Source organism: Roseivirga seohaensis, assembly GCF_001592945.1.
Taxonomy (GTDB): domain Bacteria; phylum Bacteroidota; class Bacteroidia; order Cytophagales; family Cyclobacteriaceae; genus Roseivirga; species Roseivirga seohaensis.
This window is the reverse complement of record NZ_LRPB01000034.1, coordinates 69,350-87,699: the sequence shown is the minus strand read 5'-3', so window position 1 is coordinate 87,699 and position 18,350 is coordinate 69,350. Positions and strand designations below refer to the sequence as shown.

Here is an 18,350-nt window from a genome sequence, read left to right as displayed (position 1 = left end):
TTTGAATGATTTAGCTCAATTTACCCTATTCGGTAATTGAAATCAAGTAATAATTTTTTCTCCCTTTCTGAACCAAAAAGTACTTATCCTGAAGAAGTCGAATAGCAGGTTTTGCATTCATGTCTTCAATTTTAACCTTGTTAATGCTCACACCGCCATTTTGCAGCATTCTGCGGGCTTCACCTTTAGATTTGAAGATTACCTCTTGGGTAACCACAGAAAGTAGATCAATTGAATTTTCAGCTTGATCTAATTCCGTTTTTGAAATTTGTACTTGAGGAACGCCTTCAAATACTGAAAGTAAAGTGTCTTCATCTAAAGACTCTAGATCTTCAGTGGTAGACTTTCCGAAAAGAATGTTTGACGCTTTAATAGCGGTTTTTAAGTCTTCTTCAGAGTGTACTCTCACGGTAATATCCTCTGCTAAAGCTTTTTGTAAGATTCTCAAATGAGGTGCCTCATTGTGTTCAGCTTCTAAAGCTTCAATTTTTTCTTTCGGAAGAAGGGTGAACACACGAATGAAGTTTGATGCATCTTCATCTGATGTATTTAACCAAAACTGGTAGAACTTGTAAGGAGAAGTTTTCTTTGGGTCTAACCAAACGTTTCCGCCTTCTGATTTGCCAAATTTAGATCCGTCTGCTTTTCTAATCAGCGGAGCTGTCATGGCAAAAGCCTCGCCTTGTATTTTTCTTCTGATTAATTCCGTACCCGTAACAATGTTTCCCCACTGATCGGAACCACCCATTTGCAATTTGCAATCGTAGTTTTGATTCAAGTGAAGGAAATCATAGCCCTGAACGAGCTGGTAAGTAAATTCAGTAAATGACATGCCACTTTCCAGCCTGTTTTTCACAGAATCTTTGGCCATCATGTAATTCACAGTGATGTGCTTGCCCACTTCTCTGATAAAATCAAGGAAGCTGAAATTTTTGAACCAATCGTAATTATTTACGATTTGCGCTGAGTTTTCACCACAATCAAAATCTAAGAATTTACGAAGTTGCTTTTTCTGAGATTCTAGGTTATGGTTTAAAAGTTCTTCCGAAAGCATTGGTCTTTCAGACGATTTCCCCGATGGATCGCCCACCATACCAGTAGCGCCACCCACTAAAGCAATAGGCTTGTGACCGGCCTTTTGAAGGTGAACCAAAAGCATTACAGGTACCAAGTTGCCAATGTGTAGGGAATCGGCAGTAGGATCGAAGCCAACATAACCTGTGGTTTGCTCTTTATCTAGTTGTTCTTCTGTTCCAGGCATGATATCGTGGATCATGCCTCTCCATTGTAGTTCTTTGATGAGTTCGCTCATAGGTATATTTTGAATTCGGAGCGCAAATATAGAGTTTGAAAGGCGAGGGTGAAAGGCAAGAAACAAAAAAAGCCTTAGATTTCTCTAAGGCTTTTTGCGGAACGGACGGGACTCGAACCCGCGACCTCCTGCGTGACAGGCAGGCATTCTAACCAGCTGAACTACCGCTCCAATATCTTTGTTTTGTAATCCCTTTCGTTTAAGGTGATGCAAAAGTAGTATACTGTTCTTGATTTACAAACATCAGGAGCTAAAAAAACGAACTAATTTTTCGAAAAATCTTCAACTGTTTGGCCGTGAGTGAAATAAATATTTATGTAATGCGAATTTATTTTTGAGTAAGAATTAATCTGTCTTACTAGTACCTCATAAATCAGACATATTTACTTGCCAGCAGTGTTTTTGAACTAGGTAAAATACGTATAAAATTTTTTTCAGTATTTCACGGAGTGTATTTAACCTCAAAACTAGCTCCTTTGTGTTGGAAGGTAATTGAAGAGGCTCAGTTATTTTCCATTCCCTCAACCTAAAAGAATAGAACCCATGTAACGTATTTGCATGGGTTTATTTTTGTGTTTATCTGAAACGACATTTATGATTTGTCTCACTGTTCACTAACTTGGTAGAACAAACTTAATGTGGAATCATGGATACAGTTATACAAGAGCACGAAACGGATAATAAAGGTAGCTTTTATGTAGAAAGGGAAGGAGAACGTTTGGCAGAAATGACTTTCTCAAAAGCGGGTTCCGACAAAATAATTATTGACCACACAGAAGTAAGTGATGCGCTTAGAGGTACGGGCATGGGGGCAAAGCTGGTTGAATGTGCTGTGGAATATGCACGTAAGAATAAAGTCAAAATAATACCACTTTGTCCTTTTGCAAAGGCTACATTAAAGCGTCATCAAGAATGGAATGATGTGCTTTGATTGTACTTAAGCACTCAGTTTTGCTATCGATGGTGCAGCTTTAAGTTGATTGAACTCTTCAATCACTTTATTTACCGAAGATATATCTAACTCGCTTTCAAAGTTTTTGTGACATGTTTCTATCAAGGCTTTGAAATAACGGATGATGCTATGGTAATGACTTTTGTTTTTGTCTGCTTTAAAAATATTCATTAGCCCCTGAAGCAAAGCAAGCATCACTAAAGTATCTGCTTTACCATAAATTCTGACTTGAGTAATGTGGTCGTCATAGAGCTGTTCAAAAACAATTTGTTTAAAATATACCCTATTTACATTCTTGCTATCTTTAACAATATACTTTTCCTTCATCTGTATTTTTTTGATGTATAATAGCGTGAGCAGATGTATTGATTTGATGGCGGTTCCAGGGTCGTTGATTCCAGGGCTAAGGGCTTTCACGGCTATCTCTGAAATTTGCTTGAAACCAAAAACGTAATGGTCGCTTACCCATTCTTGAGGGTATAAAATGAAGCAATTTTCGATTTCCTCTTTTAGTTCATCGTCTATTTCCTTGTCGATGCATAGTAATGGGGAGTTTTCGACAAAGAAAAAACCCACCGGCTGGAGCATTTGAATTTTGATTTGATGGTGTTCGCAAAGTTTAACCAGTTCGTTCACCTTAACTTTTTTAAAATAACCCGCTTTTGAAGTATTTAAAGAATACCATTGTTCTGTATTCTGTTCTTGCTGTACTTCAGAATTCTCTAAAGTCAATCTTTCCATTTCATTTTTTGTTCTGGAGAAAATACTGTTTAGAATGTTGTCTACCTGAATACTTTGGCTAATGGTGTGGATGAAGTACATAAAAAAGGCCAAGCAGGTGATGCCGAAAATCATTGATAAGAGTATGCCGAAATCAGGGGTGTTTATGGTTTCATCGGACTGTACGTTTACAATGAGAATGAGGCTGTAGATAATGCTACCTAAATAAAAGCCAAGAACCACTTGGTTAGATTTATCTGTAATTAAACCAGGAATAACCCGCGGAGATAGGGTAGAGGAAGCCCTATTAAGTACGATCATTACCATAGAAAAACTGAACACCATTAGTGAAATAATGCTACCTACTAAGGTGCCTAGTACTAATCTGGCATCTTCTTTACTCTTTACAAGAACAAATGATAGATCCTTTTTTAAGTCCATCATAAATGGATCATACTCAATAAGCATGATAATGATTGAGAATAGGAGAAAGCCCACAGCTATTAGTGTAGGGTAAAAAGCAATACTTCCTATAATTGACCTGTAGGTTTTATAGAGTAAGTTTTTGGTTAGTTTCATTTGTTATGGATCATAGAGAGTGCTAATAACTCGTTTTTTCTTAGTTCTTTTTGATACTTAACCTTTGGTGGTTTCTTCTGTTCATATTGTGCTAGTTCTCCTTGAGTTAAAATTTTTAAAACTTTAGGGTGAATATAATATTCACGACATGTGGCAATGGTATTGCCAAGTACTTTGGCTACCTTTTTTACTATTGTGGTCTCAAGGTTAAGTCTTGTATTTTCTTCAACTGCTTTCAAGGCAGCCGGATAAGAATCAATGGCGACTACTGTGCCACCCCATGTTCTGAAATCCTTTGCTGTAAAATGGCTTTCTGTAATGTTATAAAGGTATTCATTGACATCGCTCGAGTCTAGCTTCTGGCTTTTCCCATGTTCATCAATGTATCTAAACACTTCATATCCGGGTAACTCAGAACTCTTGCGAATTAGATTGGCTAGTTTTTGATTTTTGATAGTGATGTTTCGGTATTTACCACTCTTAGCTTTATAGCTTAATTTCAGTTTCGACCCTTCATCTTCAAGGTGCTTTCTTCTTAGGGTGGTTAGTCCATATGTTTCGTTTTCTTTTCTATATACTTGATTGCCAATTCTAATGTAGTGTTGATCTAACAGCGATACCAAAACCGCCAAAATTTTCTTTTTTGGCCAACCCTTTAGTTGAATATCCTGCATGGCTTGTCTTCGGATTACAGGTAATATTTGACCAAATTTGAAAAGCTTAGCGTATTTCTGTTTTTGTCTAAAATCAATCCAAAGCGGATGATAAATGTATTGCTTTCGAAGTTTTTGATCATAGCCAGTGGCTTGTAAATGGCCAAATTCGTGCTCACAAATCCATACTTCTGTCCACATAGGAGGAATTACTAGGCTTTCGAATCTCTTCAATAAAGATTTCTTCTTTACCAACTTGCCATTTTTTGTTTTGTAAATGAACGTGTCACCTTTCGGTATGCGCTTAAAGCCATTACATTCATCAGATATGTATTGAATATTGTGAGGGCAGTTTTCCAAAGGACTCATAAGTTGATGGCTTTGTGTAAGTATTGACAAACACTTTTCAATTGCACCTATTCAACTTTTAAACCAAAATCATAAATACACTCAATCTTTTGATTCTGTAACGGAATGCTGTTTTTGAATATTTAGAGGAGCTTAGTAAACTCAATAGTGTGTATTTTTTTCACACTTGCTTGGGGAAGGTAGTATTGAATTGGACATAAAAAAAGCAGCGAGTTGGTGCTGCTTTCTTATTGGCTGACTCTATTGTTACCATGACGAAGTTTTTAAATCTCTTGTAGCTTGTAGTATGTCTCTTCTACTTACTTGCCCTTTTAACCTTCCGTTTACATCTACTACAGGAAACCTTCTGTAGTGAGTTCTCAGAAACTTTTGAGCGCAATCAAGTACGTCCATATCTACAGAAATTGTGGCAACATTGTTACTCATGTACTCCGCTACGGTTATTTTTCCATGATGAAGGTTGTGATATGCTTCATCTACCATAATTCTCATACAATCAATTTCTGAAAGTATTCCAATAATTTTCCCTTTCTCATTAATAACAGGAGCGCCTGATATCTGTTTTTCTAAGAAAACATCCATAGCATCTGCAATACTTTGATCTGGGGTGAACGAAATAACCTCATGGGTCATGTAATCTGTAACCGGGCGATACTGCTGAACGCCTTTAGGTACTTCTGGTGCTTTTACTCCTTGAAAATTCATATAGTTTCGATTTGTAGATTTTGAATATCCGTCAATTTAAGGTATAATATACTGTAAATCAATTGAATATCAAAACTATAAATAACTATATGTTGTTTAAGGCCGTCATATGTTCTGAGTCGATAACCTTGTTTTTTGACCTTAGTAGCACAAAAAAAGGAGCTTATCGTCAGATAAGCTCCTTTTAAATACTGAGTCAAAACTCAATTATCTTTTATCGATTGGCGCGTAAGCTCTTTCCTTATAACCAGTATATACTTGTCTTGGTCTTCCGATTGGCTCTTTGTTTTCACGCATTTCTTTCCACTGTGCAATCCAACCGGGAAGTCTACCCATGGCAAACATTACGGTAAACATATCGGTAGGAATACCCAAAGCACGATAAATAATACCTGAATAGAAATCCACATTCGGATAAAGCTTTCTCTCCACAAAGTAAGAGTCGTTCAAAGCTTCTTCTTCTAGGCCTTTGGCAATTTCTAAAATAGGATCGTTTACGCCTAATTTGGCCAAAACATCATCAGCTGCTTTTTTAATAATTCTGGCCCTTGGGTCGAAGTTCTTGTACACTCTGTGACCGAAGCCCATTAAACGGAATGGATCGTTTTTGTCTTTGGCTTTTGCCATCCACTTTTTGGTATCACCGCCATCTTTTTTGATGTTCTCAAGCATTTCGATTACCGCTTGGTTAGCACCACCATGTAACGGTCCCCAAAGTGCATTGATTCCACCTGAAATTGAAGCGTATAAGCTTGCGTGCGATGAACCTACCATTCTTACTGTTGAAGTAGAACAGTTTTGCTCATGGTCGGCATGTAAGATCAATAATTTATCTAATGCATTGGCTACAACCGGATCAACCTCATAAGCTTCGGCTGGGGTAGCGAACATCATTTTAAGGAAGTTGCTACAATAGTCTAGGCTATTGTCTGGGTAGTTAACTGGATGACCAATTTGGTTTTTGAAAGACCACGCTGCAAATGTTGGCATTTTAGCAAGCAAACGAATAATGCTCATATCTACTTCTGGAGCGGCTCTGTTAGGGTCTAACGAAGCAGGGTAGAAGGCTGTTTGAGCACAAACCAAAGAAGAAAGTACACCCATTGGATGCGCAGTTGAAGGAAATCCTTCAAGAATCTTCTTGATATCTTCGTGTACCAATGTATGATTGGTGATGGTCTTAGTAAACTCTTGGTATTGAGCAGGAGTAGGAAGTTCTCCGTAAATTAAAAGGTATGAAACTTCAAGGAAGGTAGACTTTTCGGCTAGCTCTTCAATTGAATAACCTCTATAACGTAAGATTCCTTTCTCACCATCCAAGAAGGTGATGGCACTTTGGGTTGAACCTGTGTTTTTAAATCCTGGGTCGATAGTGATTACGCCACTGTCTCCTCTAAGAGAAGAAATATCGATGGCTTTTTCATTTTCGGTGCCCTCAATTAATGGTAGTTCTAATGTTTTACCGTCAACTTTAATCTCAGCAGTACTTGACATTCTATAAAGTGGTTTACTAGTTTGGGGTGCTTTATTAGGCGAGCGAATTTAATGTATAAAACACTTAAATGAAACTCTTGTTCACGACTTTGGGAATTTTTAATTACTTCCGCCTAAAATAAGTGGTAAGCCGTCCTTTCCCTGGCCTATAACCACTACTTTCGTGTTAGGAGATTCGGCTAATTTCAAGGTTGCTTCAATACCTCGCATCTTTAATAGGCTTGGTGTTAAGCTATTGTTAATAATTTTATTCGCGGCCGATTCACCTTCTGCGGCTATTCTTTTTCTTTCCGCTTCACTCTTTTCTTTGTCTAAACGAAACTGATAAGCCAAAGCTTCTTGTTCTTGTTGTAATTTGCTTTCAATGGCTTGCTTAATTTTATCGGGTAAATTGATTGAACGAATCAAAAGCGCTCTCATTTCTATATTATTCGACTCACTGCCCAATACTTCGGCTGTTTCTGTTCTAATTGCAGCTTCTACTTCTGGTCTTTTAGTAGAATAGATTTCTTCTGCTGTGTACCTACCCATTACCTGACGAACAGTAGACCTTACTTCTGGGGTAACCAAAGTTGACACATAGCTTTTTCTAAAGCTTTCATAAATATACCCCACACGGTCAAACTTTGGGTAAAAACGAACGGATACATCCACTTTAATGCTCAAACCGTTTTTGTCTAACACATCCATGGTTTCCTCTACTTGGGTTTCTGCTACATCGAAAACGATTAGTTCGTTCCAAGGTGCTTTAACATGGAATCCTTGTGTAATAACATTGTCTTTATCTAAACCTCCTGAGAATTTTTTGAAGAGAACAGCCCTTTCGTTGGCTTGAATAGTGTAAAAAACGCTGCTTGATATTGCAAATAGAATGATCACCGCAATAACGGTAATGACTATTGCGGGTAAATACTTTCTGTTGTCCATAATAATAGTTGTTTATGTTTAAGAGCCAATCTGTTTTAAGTTGGCTTCAATTATGTCTAGAATCTGTTGGGCTACTTTTAAGGCTTTGTACCCATCTTCTATAGTTACTATAGGTTCTGTATTATTGGTAATGGCCTGATTAAAAGTGAAGAGCTCTTCGCGAATAGCGTTGGTTGGGTGAATTTTAGGGTTCTCAAAAATGATTTCTTTTTTGCTTTTGCCTTCACCCAAATCCAAAATCATAGAAAAGGGTCCTTCTTCTCCTGTAGCCTCTTGCATTCTTACGATCTCAGATTTCTTTTCAAGGAAATCTACCGATACATAAGCGTCTTTTTGGAAGAAACGTGATTTGCGCATGTTTTTTACCGCTATACGGCTAGTAGTAAGGTTGGCTACGCAACCGTTTTCAAACTCTAAGCGCACATTAGCAATGTCTGGTGTGTCGCTTACCACCGCAACACCACTGGCCGAGATATGTTTCACTGGAGAGCCCACGGCATGAAGAATCACATCAATATCGTGAATCATTAAATCGAGTACCACAGGAACGTCTAAACCTCTTGGGTTGAATTGCGCCAAGCGGTGGGTTTCGATAAACATAGGTTGCTTAAGGTAGTGTTGAGCGGCTACGTATGCTGGATTGAACCTTTCCACATGACCGACCTGAATTTTAAGACCTTTTGCTCTAGAAAGCGAAATAAGCTCCTCGGCTTCGGCAATCGTATTGGTGACTGGCTTTTCAATAAAAACGTGCTTGCCAGCATTTAGGGCTTGTTTGGCACAATCGAAGTGTGATAGCGTAGGGGTTACGATATCTATTACATCAACTACCTCAAGTAATTCAGCTATAGTAGAATATCCTTTGATGCCATGTTCTAACGCAACAGCCTTTGCGTTTTCTTCTGATGCATCATAGAAACCTACGAGTTCGTATTCAGGAATGTTTTTGATGCATTTAATATGAATTTTACCAAGGTGGCCAGCACCCAGAACGCCAATTTTAAGCATGGATATGGTTTTTTTGAACTGGGGCAAAAGTAGCCATAAAAACATCAGGCTCTAAGGAATGAAGCTGTTTTTGGATGGCTTGTACCGAATCTGTCTTTAGCACTTATGGCCAGCCGACCCGATAAGTTCTTTTAATACTTTTTAAAACGATGAATGCTCTAGTGTTGGGCTGTAATACTGGAATAACTATTATTCCTTTAGAACATAACATCAATTACTCCCCAGGCAATCGCTAATGCAATGGCCAATTTTAAGGATGGCATAAAGCCTTTGGTGTCAAAGTCTTTTCTGGATTGATCTATGATTTCAATAATAATGGCGTTGGCAATGGTTCTGGTGATTATTCCCAAGCCAACAATCCACAAAATACCAAGCGTAGCCACGTTCAAGAATAAAGTGATGAGCCAGCCAATTAAGAAGCTTACTATCATAATCGATATAGAAGTGAGCACTGCCGATTTAAAGTTCTTGATATATACTCCATCTATGACTTTGCTAGCGAGCATTAAGACAATCGGAGTGATGATGAGTTGTAATATGAGTTCCATGTAACTCCCTTCTACAAACGATACTCCATATTAATAAAGCGTGCAATTAGCATGCTTGCTACTCATTCTGTTGGAAAATATGGGCACACTGCTACATTTCGATGTGTATGATTCACCACATTTTAAATACTTGTGTAATTACTGGTAGAACATAAGGTAACAGCGAATTTGTGGCTAAGCGTGTTGAAATGGTGTTTTGGGCAATAAAAGTAGATGTTGAGCTTGATAAAACTGATATGAGTTTAGGCTAGGAATAGTTTTGGTATTGAATGGCTGAAACAGAGTAACCGAAGGTGTTCTATAAATTATTGCTGACTCAAAAATAACCTATCAAATGACCAAAGTTAACGCTATACATAACAGCATTCTTGAAACTATAGGCGATACTCCAATCGTCAAACTAAATAGACTGTTCAACTCTCACAAAAATGTATTTGCCAAGATGGAAGGACACAATCCTGGTGGAAGCATTAAAGACCGCACGGCAATACAATTACTTGAACATGCCTTTTGTACTGGAGAATTAAAAGAAGGGGACCATGTCATAGAATCGAGCTCTGGTAATATGGCCATTGGGCTAGCGCAGGCTTGTTTGTATTATGGTTTATCGCTTACCGTAGTTGTTGATACAATGGCGAATAAGCATACGCTTAAAATTCTGAAAGCTTACGGAGCTAATATTGATATGGTAAAAGAACCTGCTCCATTGGGGGGCTTTCTTACTGCAAGGTTAAACCGAGTTCAGGCTTTGGTTGATAAAACTCACAATAGCTTTTGGCCAAACCAATATGGTAATCCGCAAAACCCATTGGCCCACAAGCAAACTATGAAAGAGATTTTAGATGCTCTTGATGGAAAACTTGATTATATGTTTGCTGCAACTAGTACTTGTGGTACGCTAATGGGCTGTGCCAACTATATTTCAGATAATAATTTAGATACGAAAATAATTGCTGTTGATGCCGTAGGAAGTGTAATATTTGGAGATACTCCGCAAGAGCGGAAAATACCTGGGCATGGCGCTGGCCGACCTTCTACATTTTTATGTAAGTCGATTGTAGATGACGTAATACATGTAAGCGATGCCGATTGTGTTGATGGTTGTCGAAACTTATTGAATAAAGAAGCCATCTTATGTGGCGGTTCTTCGGGAGCCGTGGTAAGTGCTGTTGGACGCTACTTAACCCAAATTCCAACCGAAGCCAATTGCACTATGATTCTTTGCGATCGAGGTGAACGTTATCTGGATACCATTTACAATGATGATTGGGTTAATGATAATATTTTCAATCCACAAATGATTGCTGTTTAAGTTGTATAGAATGGAAAATCATAAATCAGTCGATGCTCAATCAATTAATCCTGAAACGCCATATCGAGTAGCAATAATAGGTGCTGGGCCAAAAGGTTTGTATGGTTTAGAAAGGCTTTTGGCCAACCTTTCAGAAGTTACCCTTGACGAGGAGGTTGAGATTCATATGTTTAATAGATGCTCATTTTTTGGTGCAGGAGATATCTACAGGCATGACCAGCCTAAATATCTATTGATGAACTATGCCAATGGATTTATTAATGCATGGCCAAATCAAGCTCCAAAACCCATTGTTGATCATCCACTAAGTTTTGTTGAATGGCTGAAGAAACAAGAGAGGAACGTGTCTGGAAATGAATTTTCATCAAGGTCAAGGGTAGGAGAATACCTTTGTTCTGCTTTTGAAGAATTAAAGAAAAATTTACCCAGAAATGTGCGCTTGCTCCAGCATACACAGGAAGTATGTGATATTGAAAAGAAAGGCGGGGCGTTTTGGATAAAAACAGAAAACGAAGCGTATGTTGATATTCAACATATATTATTGGCTACAGGTCATTCAACACCACAAAAAGAAGCTTTCAGTGATCAAAATACTTTTGTAGAGTTTGTTTATCCGGTACAAGAAAAACTTTCTCATGTTACTCCTAATAGCAAGGTAGCCATCAAAGGAATTGGCTTAACCTTTATTGATACTGTATTGGCACTCACTGAAGGCAGGGGCGGTAGATTTAATCAAACAGAAGCAGGTTTTAAATATGTGAAATCTGGAAATGAACCCCTTGTACTTTATCCCTTTTCGAAGTCTGGACTACCCATGATGCCACGTAGCGGAACCTTCGGATTGCCCAGTCAGCCTTTGTATTACTTCACTCCAGAAAATTTGTGTATTAACAAAGGTGATAAAGATAAATATGATTTCGAAAAGGACATTCTGCCCCTGATAAAAGCAGAGATAAAATATGCTTACTACAGAATGTTGTTCCAGCAGTACAATCAATACTTACACCCTTTTAAAGATATTCAGAAAATTGAAAGTGAGATTGATGCTTTTCATGAAAGGCATCCTATTGAAAAACCATTTAGCTTCAATACCTTATTTAATCCATTGAACGATTGGAAAGCTGATCGACATGAGCAAATCCTCAACTATGTTCGATTGTCGATAAAAGAAGGTGAAAAAGGTGAGGAGGGAAGTCCGTTAGCGCATGCAGCTGGAACTTGGCGAAGAATCAGTAACGATTTCAATGAACTTTATTCATTTGGTGGTTTATCTCCTAAATCGCACCGTGTTTTTCTGAGCGATTTTATGGGGCAATTTAATAGAGTTGCCTATGGTCCACCCATCGAAAACATGAAGAAAATAATGGCTTTGGCTGAGGCGGGGCTGATTGATTTTAGCTTTGCTCATCAGCCTAATGTTAATGCGTATAACAGTTTTTATGTGCTCACATTAGAAGATGGTTCAGAACTGAAGGTTGATTATTTGATTGACGCAAGAATACCCAAAACCGATATGGTGTCAAACCCGCCTAAATTATATCAGAAGTTAATTGATAATGGGCTAGCTACAATTTACAATAACGGAAGTGACGGTTGCGATTCTTTTAGTCCCGGATGTATACACATTTCGCGTGAAGGTCATCCGATTAATGCTTTAGGAGAAGAAATCAAGCAGATTACTTTAACAGGCACACCAACCGAGGGAATCACATTCGATAACGATACTCTTTCCCGAAATCGAAACGACTTTGTATCTCTTTGGGGTGCACAAGTCGCCAACGATATTCAAGTATTTACCCAATCAAAAATCTTAGAGAAATCATAATATGAAAGCCAAAAACCAACTTCCACCTTTAACACCTCTTACTTCACCATGGATGCACAAAGTGATGCAATCACCCACAACTATTTATCAGTTGATGGAAGAGTATGGCTCTCCATTAAATATTCATCACACAGCTCCCTTTTTCGATAATTATACCGAATACAAAACGGTTTTTGAATCCTATGATTTGAAACATTTGGTTCTTTTTGCCCGAAAGGCAAATAAATGCCAAAGCTTTGTAGAGGCTACAAAATCCTCAGGTATGGGGGTGGATACTGCAAGTTATCAAGAGTTAAAACAATGTATTGAACTTGGAATACAACCAGAAAAGCTAGTGGTAACTGCGGCCATCAAAAGCAGAAAATTGATTGAGCTCGCGGTTAAGAATAGCATAGTCATTATTCTCGATAATAACGATGAATGTGAACTGGTGCAGTCGGTAGCAGAACAACTAAATATGGATGCAAAAGTGGGAGTCCGAGTAAGCGGATTTTCCTTTAAAGGAAGTAAACTATACAGTCGGTTTGGCTTTGATATAGAGGGAGTTGCCGACTTAGTATTGAATCACTTTGGTAAAGCTAAGTCTCTTAATCGACTTGTTTATTGCGGAATTCACTTTCACCTTAATGGCTATTCAATTGATCAAAGAGGTGAGGCTTTGCATCAATCTTTAGATTTAGCGCTTCGATTAGGTTTAAGTGGCTATAAAACTCATTTTATTGACATGGGGGGAGGGCTATTAATAAACTACCTAAAGGAAAAAAGTCAATGGACCCATTTTATTCAAACACTCCAGTTGGCTGTTCAGGGTAAACACCGCGAAATCACCTTTCAGAATCAAGGGCTAGGCTTTAGTATGATTGAAGAAAAATTACAAGGTGAGTTAAACACTTACCCTTACTTTAATGACAAAGCAAAGGCAGTTTTCTTAAACGGAATTCTATCGTATTCAAACAGGGCGGGGCAAAGTTGTGCCGATCGGATTAAAGCGCAAGGAATAGAAATAAGAATGGAGCCAGGTAGGTCGCTTTTGGATCAAACAGGAATGACAATTGCCAAAGTCATTTTTAGAAAGAAGGACGCCCTAGGTAACTGGTTGGTTGGTTTAGAAATGAACATGACTCAAATGCATAGCTCAAGCGCAGATTTTTTACTTGATCCATTTATTATCAACCAAAATCAAAAAGATAACGAAGAAACTACAGAGGTCTTTTTTACAGGAGCTTATTGTTTAGAGCGTGACATTTTGCTCAAACGCAAAATAGCTTTAAACCAACTGCCAGCAATAGGAGACTTAGTCGTATTTGTAAATACTGCGGGTTACATGATGCACTTTTTTGAAACGGAAGCGCATCTTTTCGACCTAGCTACAAATTTGTTTTTCAAACCGAACAACGAGACTATCGAGCTTTCTGATTTTCAAATTGACTAGGTCTCAGAGGTGTTAAAATATTAGTTGAACCGAACCCAACGGCATCCTTCGATAGTGTTGGATCGGGAAATAATTTAGTTTGAAATTAAATTTTGGGATATGGAAATATTTAAAAATCCTTCGTGGTTATATAGTAGCTCATCATCCATATTAATTACGGTTCTATCTACTGTAGGAATATATTTAGCTGTTCTGATTATTACTAGACTGAATGGGCTTAGGACTTTCGCTAAAATGTCCAGTTTCGATTTTGCTATTACAATAGCCATTGGTAGTGTTATCGCTTCAACATTAATTTCACAGCAGAACAGCTTGGTTAAAGGTATAGTGGCACTCACAGTACTAGTTGTGCTGCAAGCCGCTGTTGCCAAGTTAAGAAAGAAGAGCAATGTATTTGAAAATGCAGTTACCAATACACCTGTATTGCTCATGTCAGGTTCAGAGATTTTATGGCATAATTTAAAAGCGAATAGAGTTACCGAAGCAGACCTCTATGCTAAACTGAGAGAAGCGAATGTATACGAAATGCGTCAAGTGTTGGCTGTGGTGCTAGAAACAACAGGTGATATTTCAGTATTACATTCTGAAGATCAAGATATGCAACTAGATTCCGATTTATTAAAGAATGTTAGACGATGAACTTTGCGAGTTATGTCCAGAATAAAAAGCCAGAAGCTAATTATGGATTAGTAAAATTAGCGAGGGTTAGAAGTTCTTGTTACTAGGCTGTCAAGTCAATTGCTTAACTCGAAATTAAGCCCTTAAAATAAGTAAAAAGCTCGATTTAGAGCTTTTTACTTATTGTTTTTAGGGTCTTGCTGATACTTCTTTTTGTTATAGGGTTCAACATATCCTTCTTTTGGTCTTACATCCTTATCTGTATCATCTCCCTTCGGAGTTCGATTTGGATCTTCTGATACGTGCTTATTTCCATAGGGTATTCCCGAGTTATCTTTCTTGTTTTTATCACTCATAATTCTATTTGTTTGATTTATAACATTAACAACTCAGATATTTTATTGTTTATGAATAGTTCTTTTCAAACCCTGGTTATTTCTGTTCTGAAAGTAAAATCGGAGAGAGGACTTATGGGGTAAAAATGTATTTTATGTTGGGAAAGATAGGATCATCGGAACAAGAAAAATAAAGGGTTTGTCACCCATTCCGTCACCCACTTAAAAAAAATAGCCCCATACGTGATGTATGAGGCTATTAGTGGGCCCACCTGGGCTCGAACCAGGGACTTTCTGATTATGAGTCAGATACTCTAACCAGCTGAGTTATAGGCCCAATATCTTATTTAAAGCGGCTGGTTTTCTGATGAACTTGTTCTAAAAATCGAACAAGATACATTGTGCTTTAAACCCTTTGATTTTGGGAGTGCAATGTTACATATTTGCGATTAATTAAACAACAAAACATGGCGCCAGATTTAAGTAATATAGATTCAATTATTTTCGACCTAGGTGGGGTAATCATCAACTTGGATGAAGCAGCAACCATAAAAGCTTTTGCTGAAATTTCTGGGCGTACTGAAAATGAAGTACTTGAGTTGTCGAAAACAGCAGAATTCTTTAAACTGTATGAAACGGGCCAGATTGACGACCCTACTTTTAGGGCGCATTTAAGAGAATCTTTAAATGTGTTTTCTGACGATAATATTCTAGATGGTGCTTGGAATGCTATGCTAGGTCAAATTCCTGTTCATCGACTGAAAAAATTGGAGGTGCTTTCTCAAAAATATAAGCTCTTTGTAATGAGCAATACCAACGATATTCATATCAGGTTTTTCCTCAAACTTATCGACTTAATTTCTCCGCATAAACAATTTCATGAATACTTTACTCAAGTTTATTTTTCGCAGGAAGTAGGGGAGCGTAAGCCTAATTTTGGTGCTTGGCAGCCTATTCTCAACGATCATCAATTGGATGCTTCACGTACTTTATTTATAGATGATAAACTGGAGAACATTCAAGCAGCTATGAATATGGGTATGAATGGTTTCCATAATATTACTCCAGATGATTGGGTGAATATTATTGAGTAGCTTTTGTCGAAATAAATTCTCGTTACAAGCGAGAATTCGTAAGGAGCCCTACAAGTTACCGTCACTCTGAGGTTGACGTTTGAAAAACGAAACCGTGAGAGTCCGTATGTTCTGAGAGGATGCTTATAGCATATCTTAGCTTTTAAGCTTGAGCAAATGATATGACTTGATTAACTAACATTGCTTTCAATCATCCCCGTAGGAATCTTTTTAGGAATTACAGAGGTTGAACCCTCGATAAACGAGGATTACTTGGGGTTTCATGTTGAATAAACGGTAATTTTAGCTTTGTATTAATCTTGATCGGCTCTGAAAGCCTCAATACCACCAATAAGGTTTCTTACGTTGTTGAAGCCTCTAGAAATAAGGTATTTCTGAGCTCTACCAGCTCTAGCCCCAGACTTGCAGTGAATAATAAGCTCGGCATCTTTTAGGTCTTCAATTTCAGGAACTCTATGCGGGATATCGCCAAGTGGAATTAATTTGGCGCCTAGGTTATCTTCGTCATATTCCCACTCTTCTCTTACATCAATGAAGTGCTTAACTTCACCATTCAGCATTCTTTCCTTCAATTCTTCTACAGTAATATCAGCCATGGTTAGTGGTTTAGAATCAACCTTTTTGTTATAGTTTTGCCTTCTTTTTTAACGTGTAGCAAATATATGCCTTTTTGATTTTTTCCGAAAAGAACTTTTAGACCAGTTTCCGTTTCTTCTACCGAAAACTGTGCTTCCTTTCCCCAGCTATCGAAAAGCCGGATATGCTCAACTTGGCCTTTAATGTTAAACTCACCTTCACTAGGGTTTGGGTATACCTCTAAGCGAACCTCTGGGGCTACTTTACCGGGCACAAAAGTTGAGGCAACGGATTTGTCAAACCTAGGACGCATAAGGAAGCTGCCTTTTACATTTTCGTTTTTTCTCCACGTGCCGTCAACATTGTAGTACATTTTGTCTCCTGAATCTTGATTTTTATCAAGCCCCACAGCTAGAAACTCATTTGTAGCTTGCTGAAAACCAATGAAAAAAGTGTCTTGAACAAAAACGGGCGTGTCCAATTCATAGGTGGTCATTGCGCCAATACTAGAAGGACGTAAAACACTGTAGGAATCTTGAAACAGTATTTCTTCCGACCTGCCTTCTGCTTCAATATTCGTCCAAACAAATAATTCAATAGGCTCTCCTGCCTGTTGGGTAAAGGGGAAGTTGATGTCTATATGCGTAAGTAGGGCTCGTTCTTCTGCAAAAAACTGATAAGCTAGTTTACCTCCATTTTGATTAATTCCAGCAGCGAAATCTGCATCGTTATCATCATAGGCAAAGAAGTCGTTAATTTTGGTCACTACCCTTACCGTATCATTTACCCTATAATCTAGGTTAGTATTGAAAGTCGTGTCATTTGTAGATGAAATATTTTCGATATAGAAGTTATCTCCAGATTTAATATAATAAGTAGTTTCTAGCCAAAGAGAATCAGCGTCAACATCAATATTAGCAACAGAAAGAGTAGGAGAAGTGAACGTTCTTCGAGCATAAGGCCCTGGTGGAGGGTTGGCTACACTTTCATTGTTTAATACCTCCAATTGGTTTCCTGTGCCAAGGTCTTTTACAGTTGTAGTGAATTGAATGGGTTGAAAGAAGTCGTTGAGATTGTAGAATTCCGTATTGGTCTCAGATAAGTATTTTGTTGGGTTAGCAAAGAACTGCTCGGTAGGCATTGCAGAATATGGGGCAATCAAAAACGATGGTTTTCTTGTGAGTGCACGGTCTACATGAGCCACATCGCCTTCATATCTACTATCGTTCAGGTAAATATAATCTACCAACCAAGTATCGTATGCCCCTGCTAAACGAGTAAATGATTTGAAACGAAATTGGAAGCCATCATAGAAAAACTCGGCATCAACTTTTAAAACTACTTGGTTAAATTCTTCTGATTGATTGTCAATACCTCCAATCTGTCGCCATGCACTTTGCCAGCTGCCATTGGGCTTTCTGAATTGAAGCACCAGTGAGTCTTGCCTATCAGGTAATTCTCCGTTTCCTGTGGCCTGCCAAAAGAAACTGATGTAAACCGAATCGGCTTGATTTACGGGTAAAGTACTTAAGTCAATGGGCTGAGAGACCAGACTGTCTGTTGCACCATTTAGCAAACTGGTCGCGTTGTATGGTCTTCCTGTGGCATCAACACCATCGAATATGGCAACATTTAAAGTAGGTGCAGATTTACCAATTGAACTGCTTATTCGAACATTCTCTCCTGACTTCCATAAGGCAGGGTTAGGAGAAGTATTCGCTTGTGAAAAATCGTCCCAAAAAGGAAGAGTTAAACTGGCTTGGGCTAGGTTAAGTCCTGCCGCTGCTGAAACAAGGCTATTGCTGCTTTTGGGCTTAGCATTAATAGGTAGAGGTAGCTCGGTAATCTGAGCCATGGTTTGAATGGCAAAAAAAATGAACGATATGAGCAG

The 18,350-nt window shown here is 38.2% G+C and carries 17 protein-coding genes and 2 tRNA genes; 6 read left to right on the top strand and 13 right to left on the bottom strand.

Annotated elements, in window-relative coordinates; translation table 11 throughout:
• Positions 1 to 25: 25 nt before the first annotated feature.
• Positions 26 to 1,312, bottom strand: a complete 1,287-nt coding sequence (tyrS, locus tag AWW67_RS10485; protein ID WP_062301658.1) for a tyrosine--tRNA ligase — start codon at positions 1,310 to 1,312, stop codon at positions 26 to 28.
• Positions 1,313 to 1,409: 97 nt separating this feature from the next.
• A tRNA-Asp gene (locus tag AWW67_RS10480) sits at positions 1,410 to 1,483 on the bottom strand.
• Positions 1,484 to 1,958: 475 nt separating this feature from the next.
• Here AWW67_RS10480 and AWW67_RS10475 point away from each other — a divergent pair.
• On the top strand, positions 1,959 to 2,243 hold the full coding sequence (locus tag AWW67_RS10475; protein ID WP_062301656.1) for a GNAT family N-acetyltransferase: 285 nt from the start codon (positions 1,959 to 1,961) through the stop codon (positions 2,241 to 2,243).
• A gap of 6 nt (positions 2,244 to 2,249) precedes the next feature.
• Here AWW67_RS10475 and AWW67_RS10470 read toward each other — a convergent pair whose 3' ends face one another.
• From AWW67_RS10470 to AWW67_RS10440, 7 genes are all read right to left on the bottom strand, one after another.
• On the bottom strand, positions 2,250 to 3,563 hold the full coding sequence (locus AWW67_RS10470) for a DUF2254 domain-containing protein (RefSeq protein WP_062301655.1): 1,314 nt from the start codon (positions 3,561 to 3,563) through the stop codon (positions 2,250 to 2,252).
• Positions 3,560 to 4,585, bottom strand: coding sequence for a DNA topoisomerase IB (locus AWW67_RS10465; protein ID WP_062301653.1), 1,026 nt, complete (start codon positions 4,583 to 4,585; stop codon positions 3,560 to 3,562). The genes AWW67_RS10470 and AWW67_RS10465 overlap by 4 nt, the downstream gene beginning before the upstream one ends.
• Positions 4,586 to 4,831: 246 nt before the next feature.
• A complete protein-coding gene (locus AWW67_RS10460) occupies positions 4,832 to 5,290 on the bottom strand; it encodes a CBS domain-containing protein (protein WP_053224146.1) in 459 nt (152 codons plus the stop codon).
• A gap of 207 nt (positions 5,291 to 5,497) precedes the next feature.
• Positions 5,498 to 6,784, bottom strand: coding sequence for a citrate synthase (locus AWW67_RS10455; protein ID WP_062301652.1), 1,287 nt, complete (start codon positions 6,782 to 6,784; stop codon positions 5,498 to 5,500).
• Positions 6,785 to 6,883: 99 nt separating this feature from the next.
• A complete protein-coding gene (locus tag AWW67_RS10450) occupies positions 6,884 to 7,711 on the bottom strand; it encodes a prohibitin family protein (RefSeq protein WP_053224144.1) in 828 nt (275 codons plus the stop codon).
• An 18-nt stretch (positions 7,712 to 7,729) separates the two neighbouring features.
• Positions 7,730 to 8,719, bottom strand: a complete 990-nt coding sequence (locus AWW67_RS10445; RefSeq protein WP_062301651.1) for a Gfo/Idh/MocA family protein — start codon at positions 8,717 to 8,719, stop codon at positions 7,730 to 7,732.
• 197 nt (positions 8,720 to 8,916) lie between these two features.
• Positions 8,917 to 9,267: a phage holin family protein gene (locus AWW67_RS10440; RefSeq protein WP_062301649.1), complete on the bottom strand. Its 351-nt coding sequence runs from the start codon at positions 9,265 to 9,267 to the stop codon at positions 8,917 to 8,919.
• Between the two features lie 334 nt (positions 9,268 to 9,601).
• Here AWW67_RS10440 and sbnA point away from each other — a divergent pair, with 334 nt between their 5' ends.
• The 4 genes from sbnA to AWW67_RS10420 all read left to right on the top strand — a co-directional run bounded on the left by sbnA (position 9,602) and on the right by AWW67_RS10420 (position 14,475).
• Positions 9,602 to 10,579, top strand: coding sequence for a 2,3-diaminopropionate biosynthesis protein SbnA (gene sbnA / locus AWW67_RS10435; RefSeq protein WP_062301648.1), 978 nt, complete (start codon positions 9,602 to 9,604; stop codon positions 10,577 to 10,579).
• Between the two features lie 10 nt (positions 10,580 to 10,589).
• Positions 10,590 to 12,404 (top strand): FAD/NAD(P)-binding protein, encoded by a 1,815-nt coding sequence (locus AWW67_RS10430; protein ID WP_062301647.1) that lies wholly within the window; start codon positions 10,590 to 10,592, stop codon positions 12,402 to 12,404.
• A gap of 1 nt (position 12,405) precedes the next feature.
• The gene (locus AWW67_RS10425; RefSeq protein ID WP_062301645.1) at positions 12,406 to 13,836 is read left to right on the top strand and encodes a type III PLP-dependent enzyme domain-containing protein; all 1,431 of its coding nucleotides are present in this window, start codon (positions 12,406 to 12,408) and stop codon (positions 13,834 to 13,836) included.
• A gap of 99 nt (positions 13,837 to 13,935) precedes the next feature.
• Entirely contained in the window at positions 13,936 to 14,475 is a 540-nt protein-coding gene (locus AWW67_RS10420) for a DUF421 domain-containing protein (protein ID WP_062301644.1), read from the top strand.
• A 155-nt stretch (positions 14,476 to 14,630) separates the two neighbouring features.
• Here AWW67_RS10420 and AWW67_RS10415 read toward each other — a convergent pair whose 3' ends face one another.
• The gene (locus AWW67_RS10415; protein WP_053224137.1) at positions 14,631 to 14,810 is read right to left on the bottom strand and encodes a hypothetical protein; all 180 of its coding nucleotides are present in this window, start codon (positions 14,808 to 14,810) and stop codon (positions 14,631 to 14,633) included.
• A 242-nt stretch (positions 14,811 to 15,052) separates the two neighbouring features.
• Positions 15,053 to 15,126 (bottom strand) — tRNA-Ile (locus tag AWW67_RS10410).
• 130 nt (positions 15,127 to 15,256) lie between these two features.
• Between AWW67_RS10410 and AWW67_RS10405 the strand changes: the two genes are divergently transcribed.
• On the top strand, positions 15,257 to 15,883 hold the full coding sequence (locus tag AWW67_RS10405; RefSeq protein WP_053224136.1) for an HAD family hydrolase: 627 nt from the start codon (positions 15,257 to 15,259) through the stop codon (positions 15,881 to 15,883).
• A 293-nt stretch (positions 15,884 to 16,176) separates the two neighbouring features.
• On the opposite strand, the gene AWW67_RS10400 is transcribed toward AWW67_RS10405, so the two are convergent.
• Together AWW67_RS10400 and AWW67_RS10395 are read right to left on the bottom strand one after the other, a co-directional pair.
• Positions 16,177 to 16,479, bottom strand: a complete 303-nt coding sequence (locus AWW67_RS10400; RefSeq protein WP_053224135.1) for a rhodanese-like domain-containing protein — start codon at positions 16,477 to 16,479, stop codon at positions 16,177 to 16,179.
• Between the two features lie 2 nt (positions 16,480 to 16,481).
• Positions 16,482 to 18,314: a T9SS type A sorting domain-containing protein gene (locus AWW67_RS10395; protein WP_141655432.1), complete on the bottom strand. Its 1,833-nt coding sequence runs from the start codon at positions 18,312 to 18,314 to the stop codon at positions 16,482 to 16,484.
• Between the last annotated feature and the right edge of the window lie 36 nt (positions 18,315 to 18,350).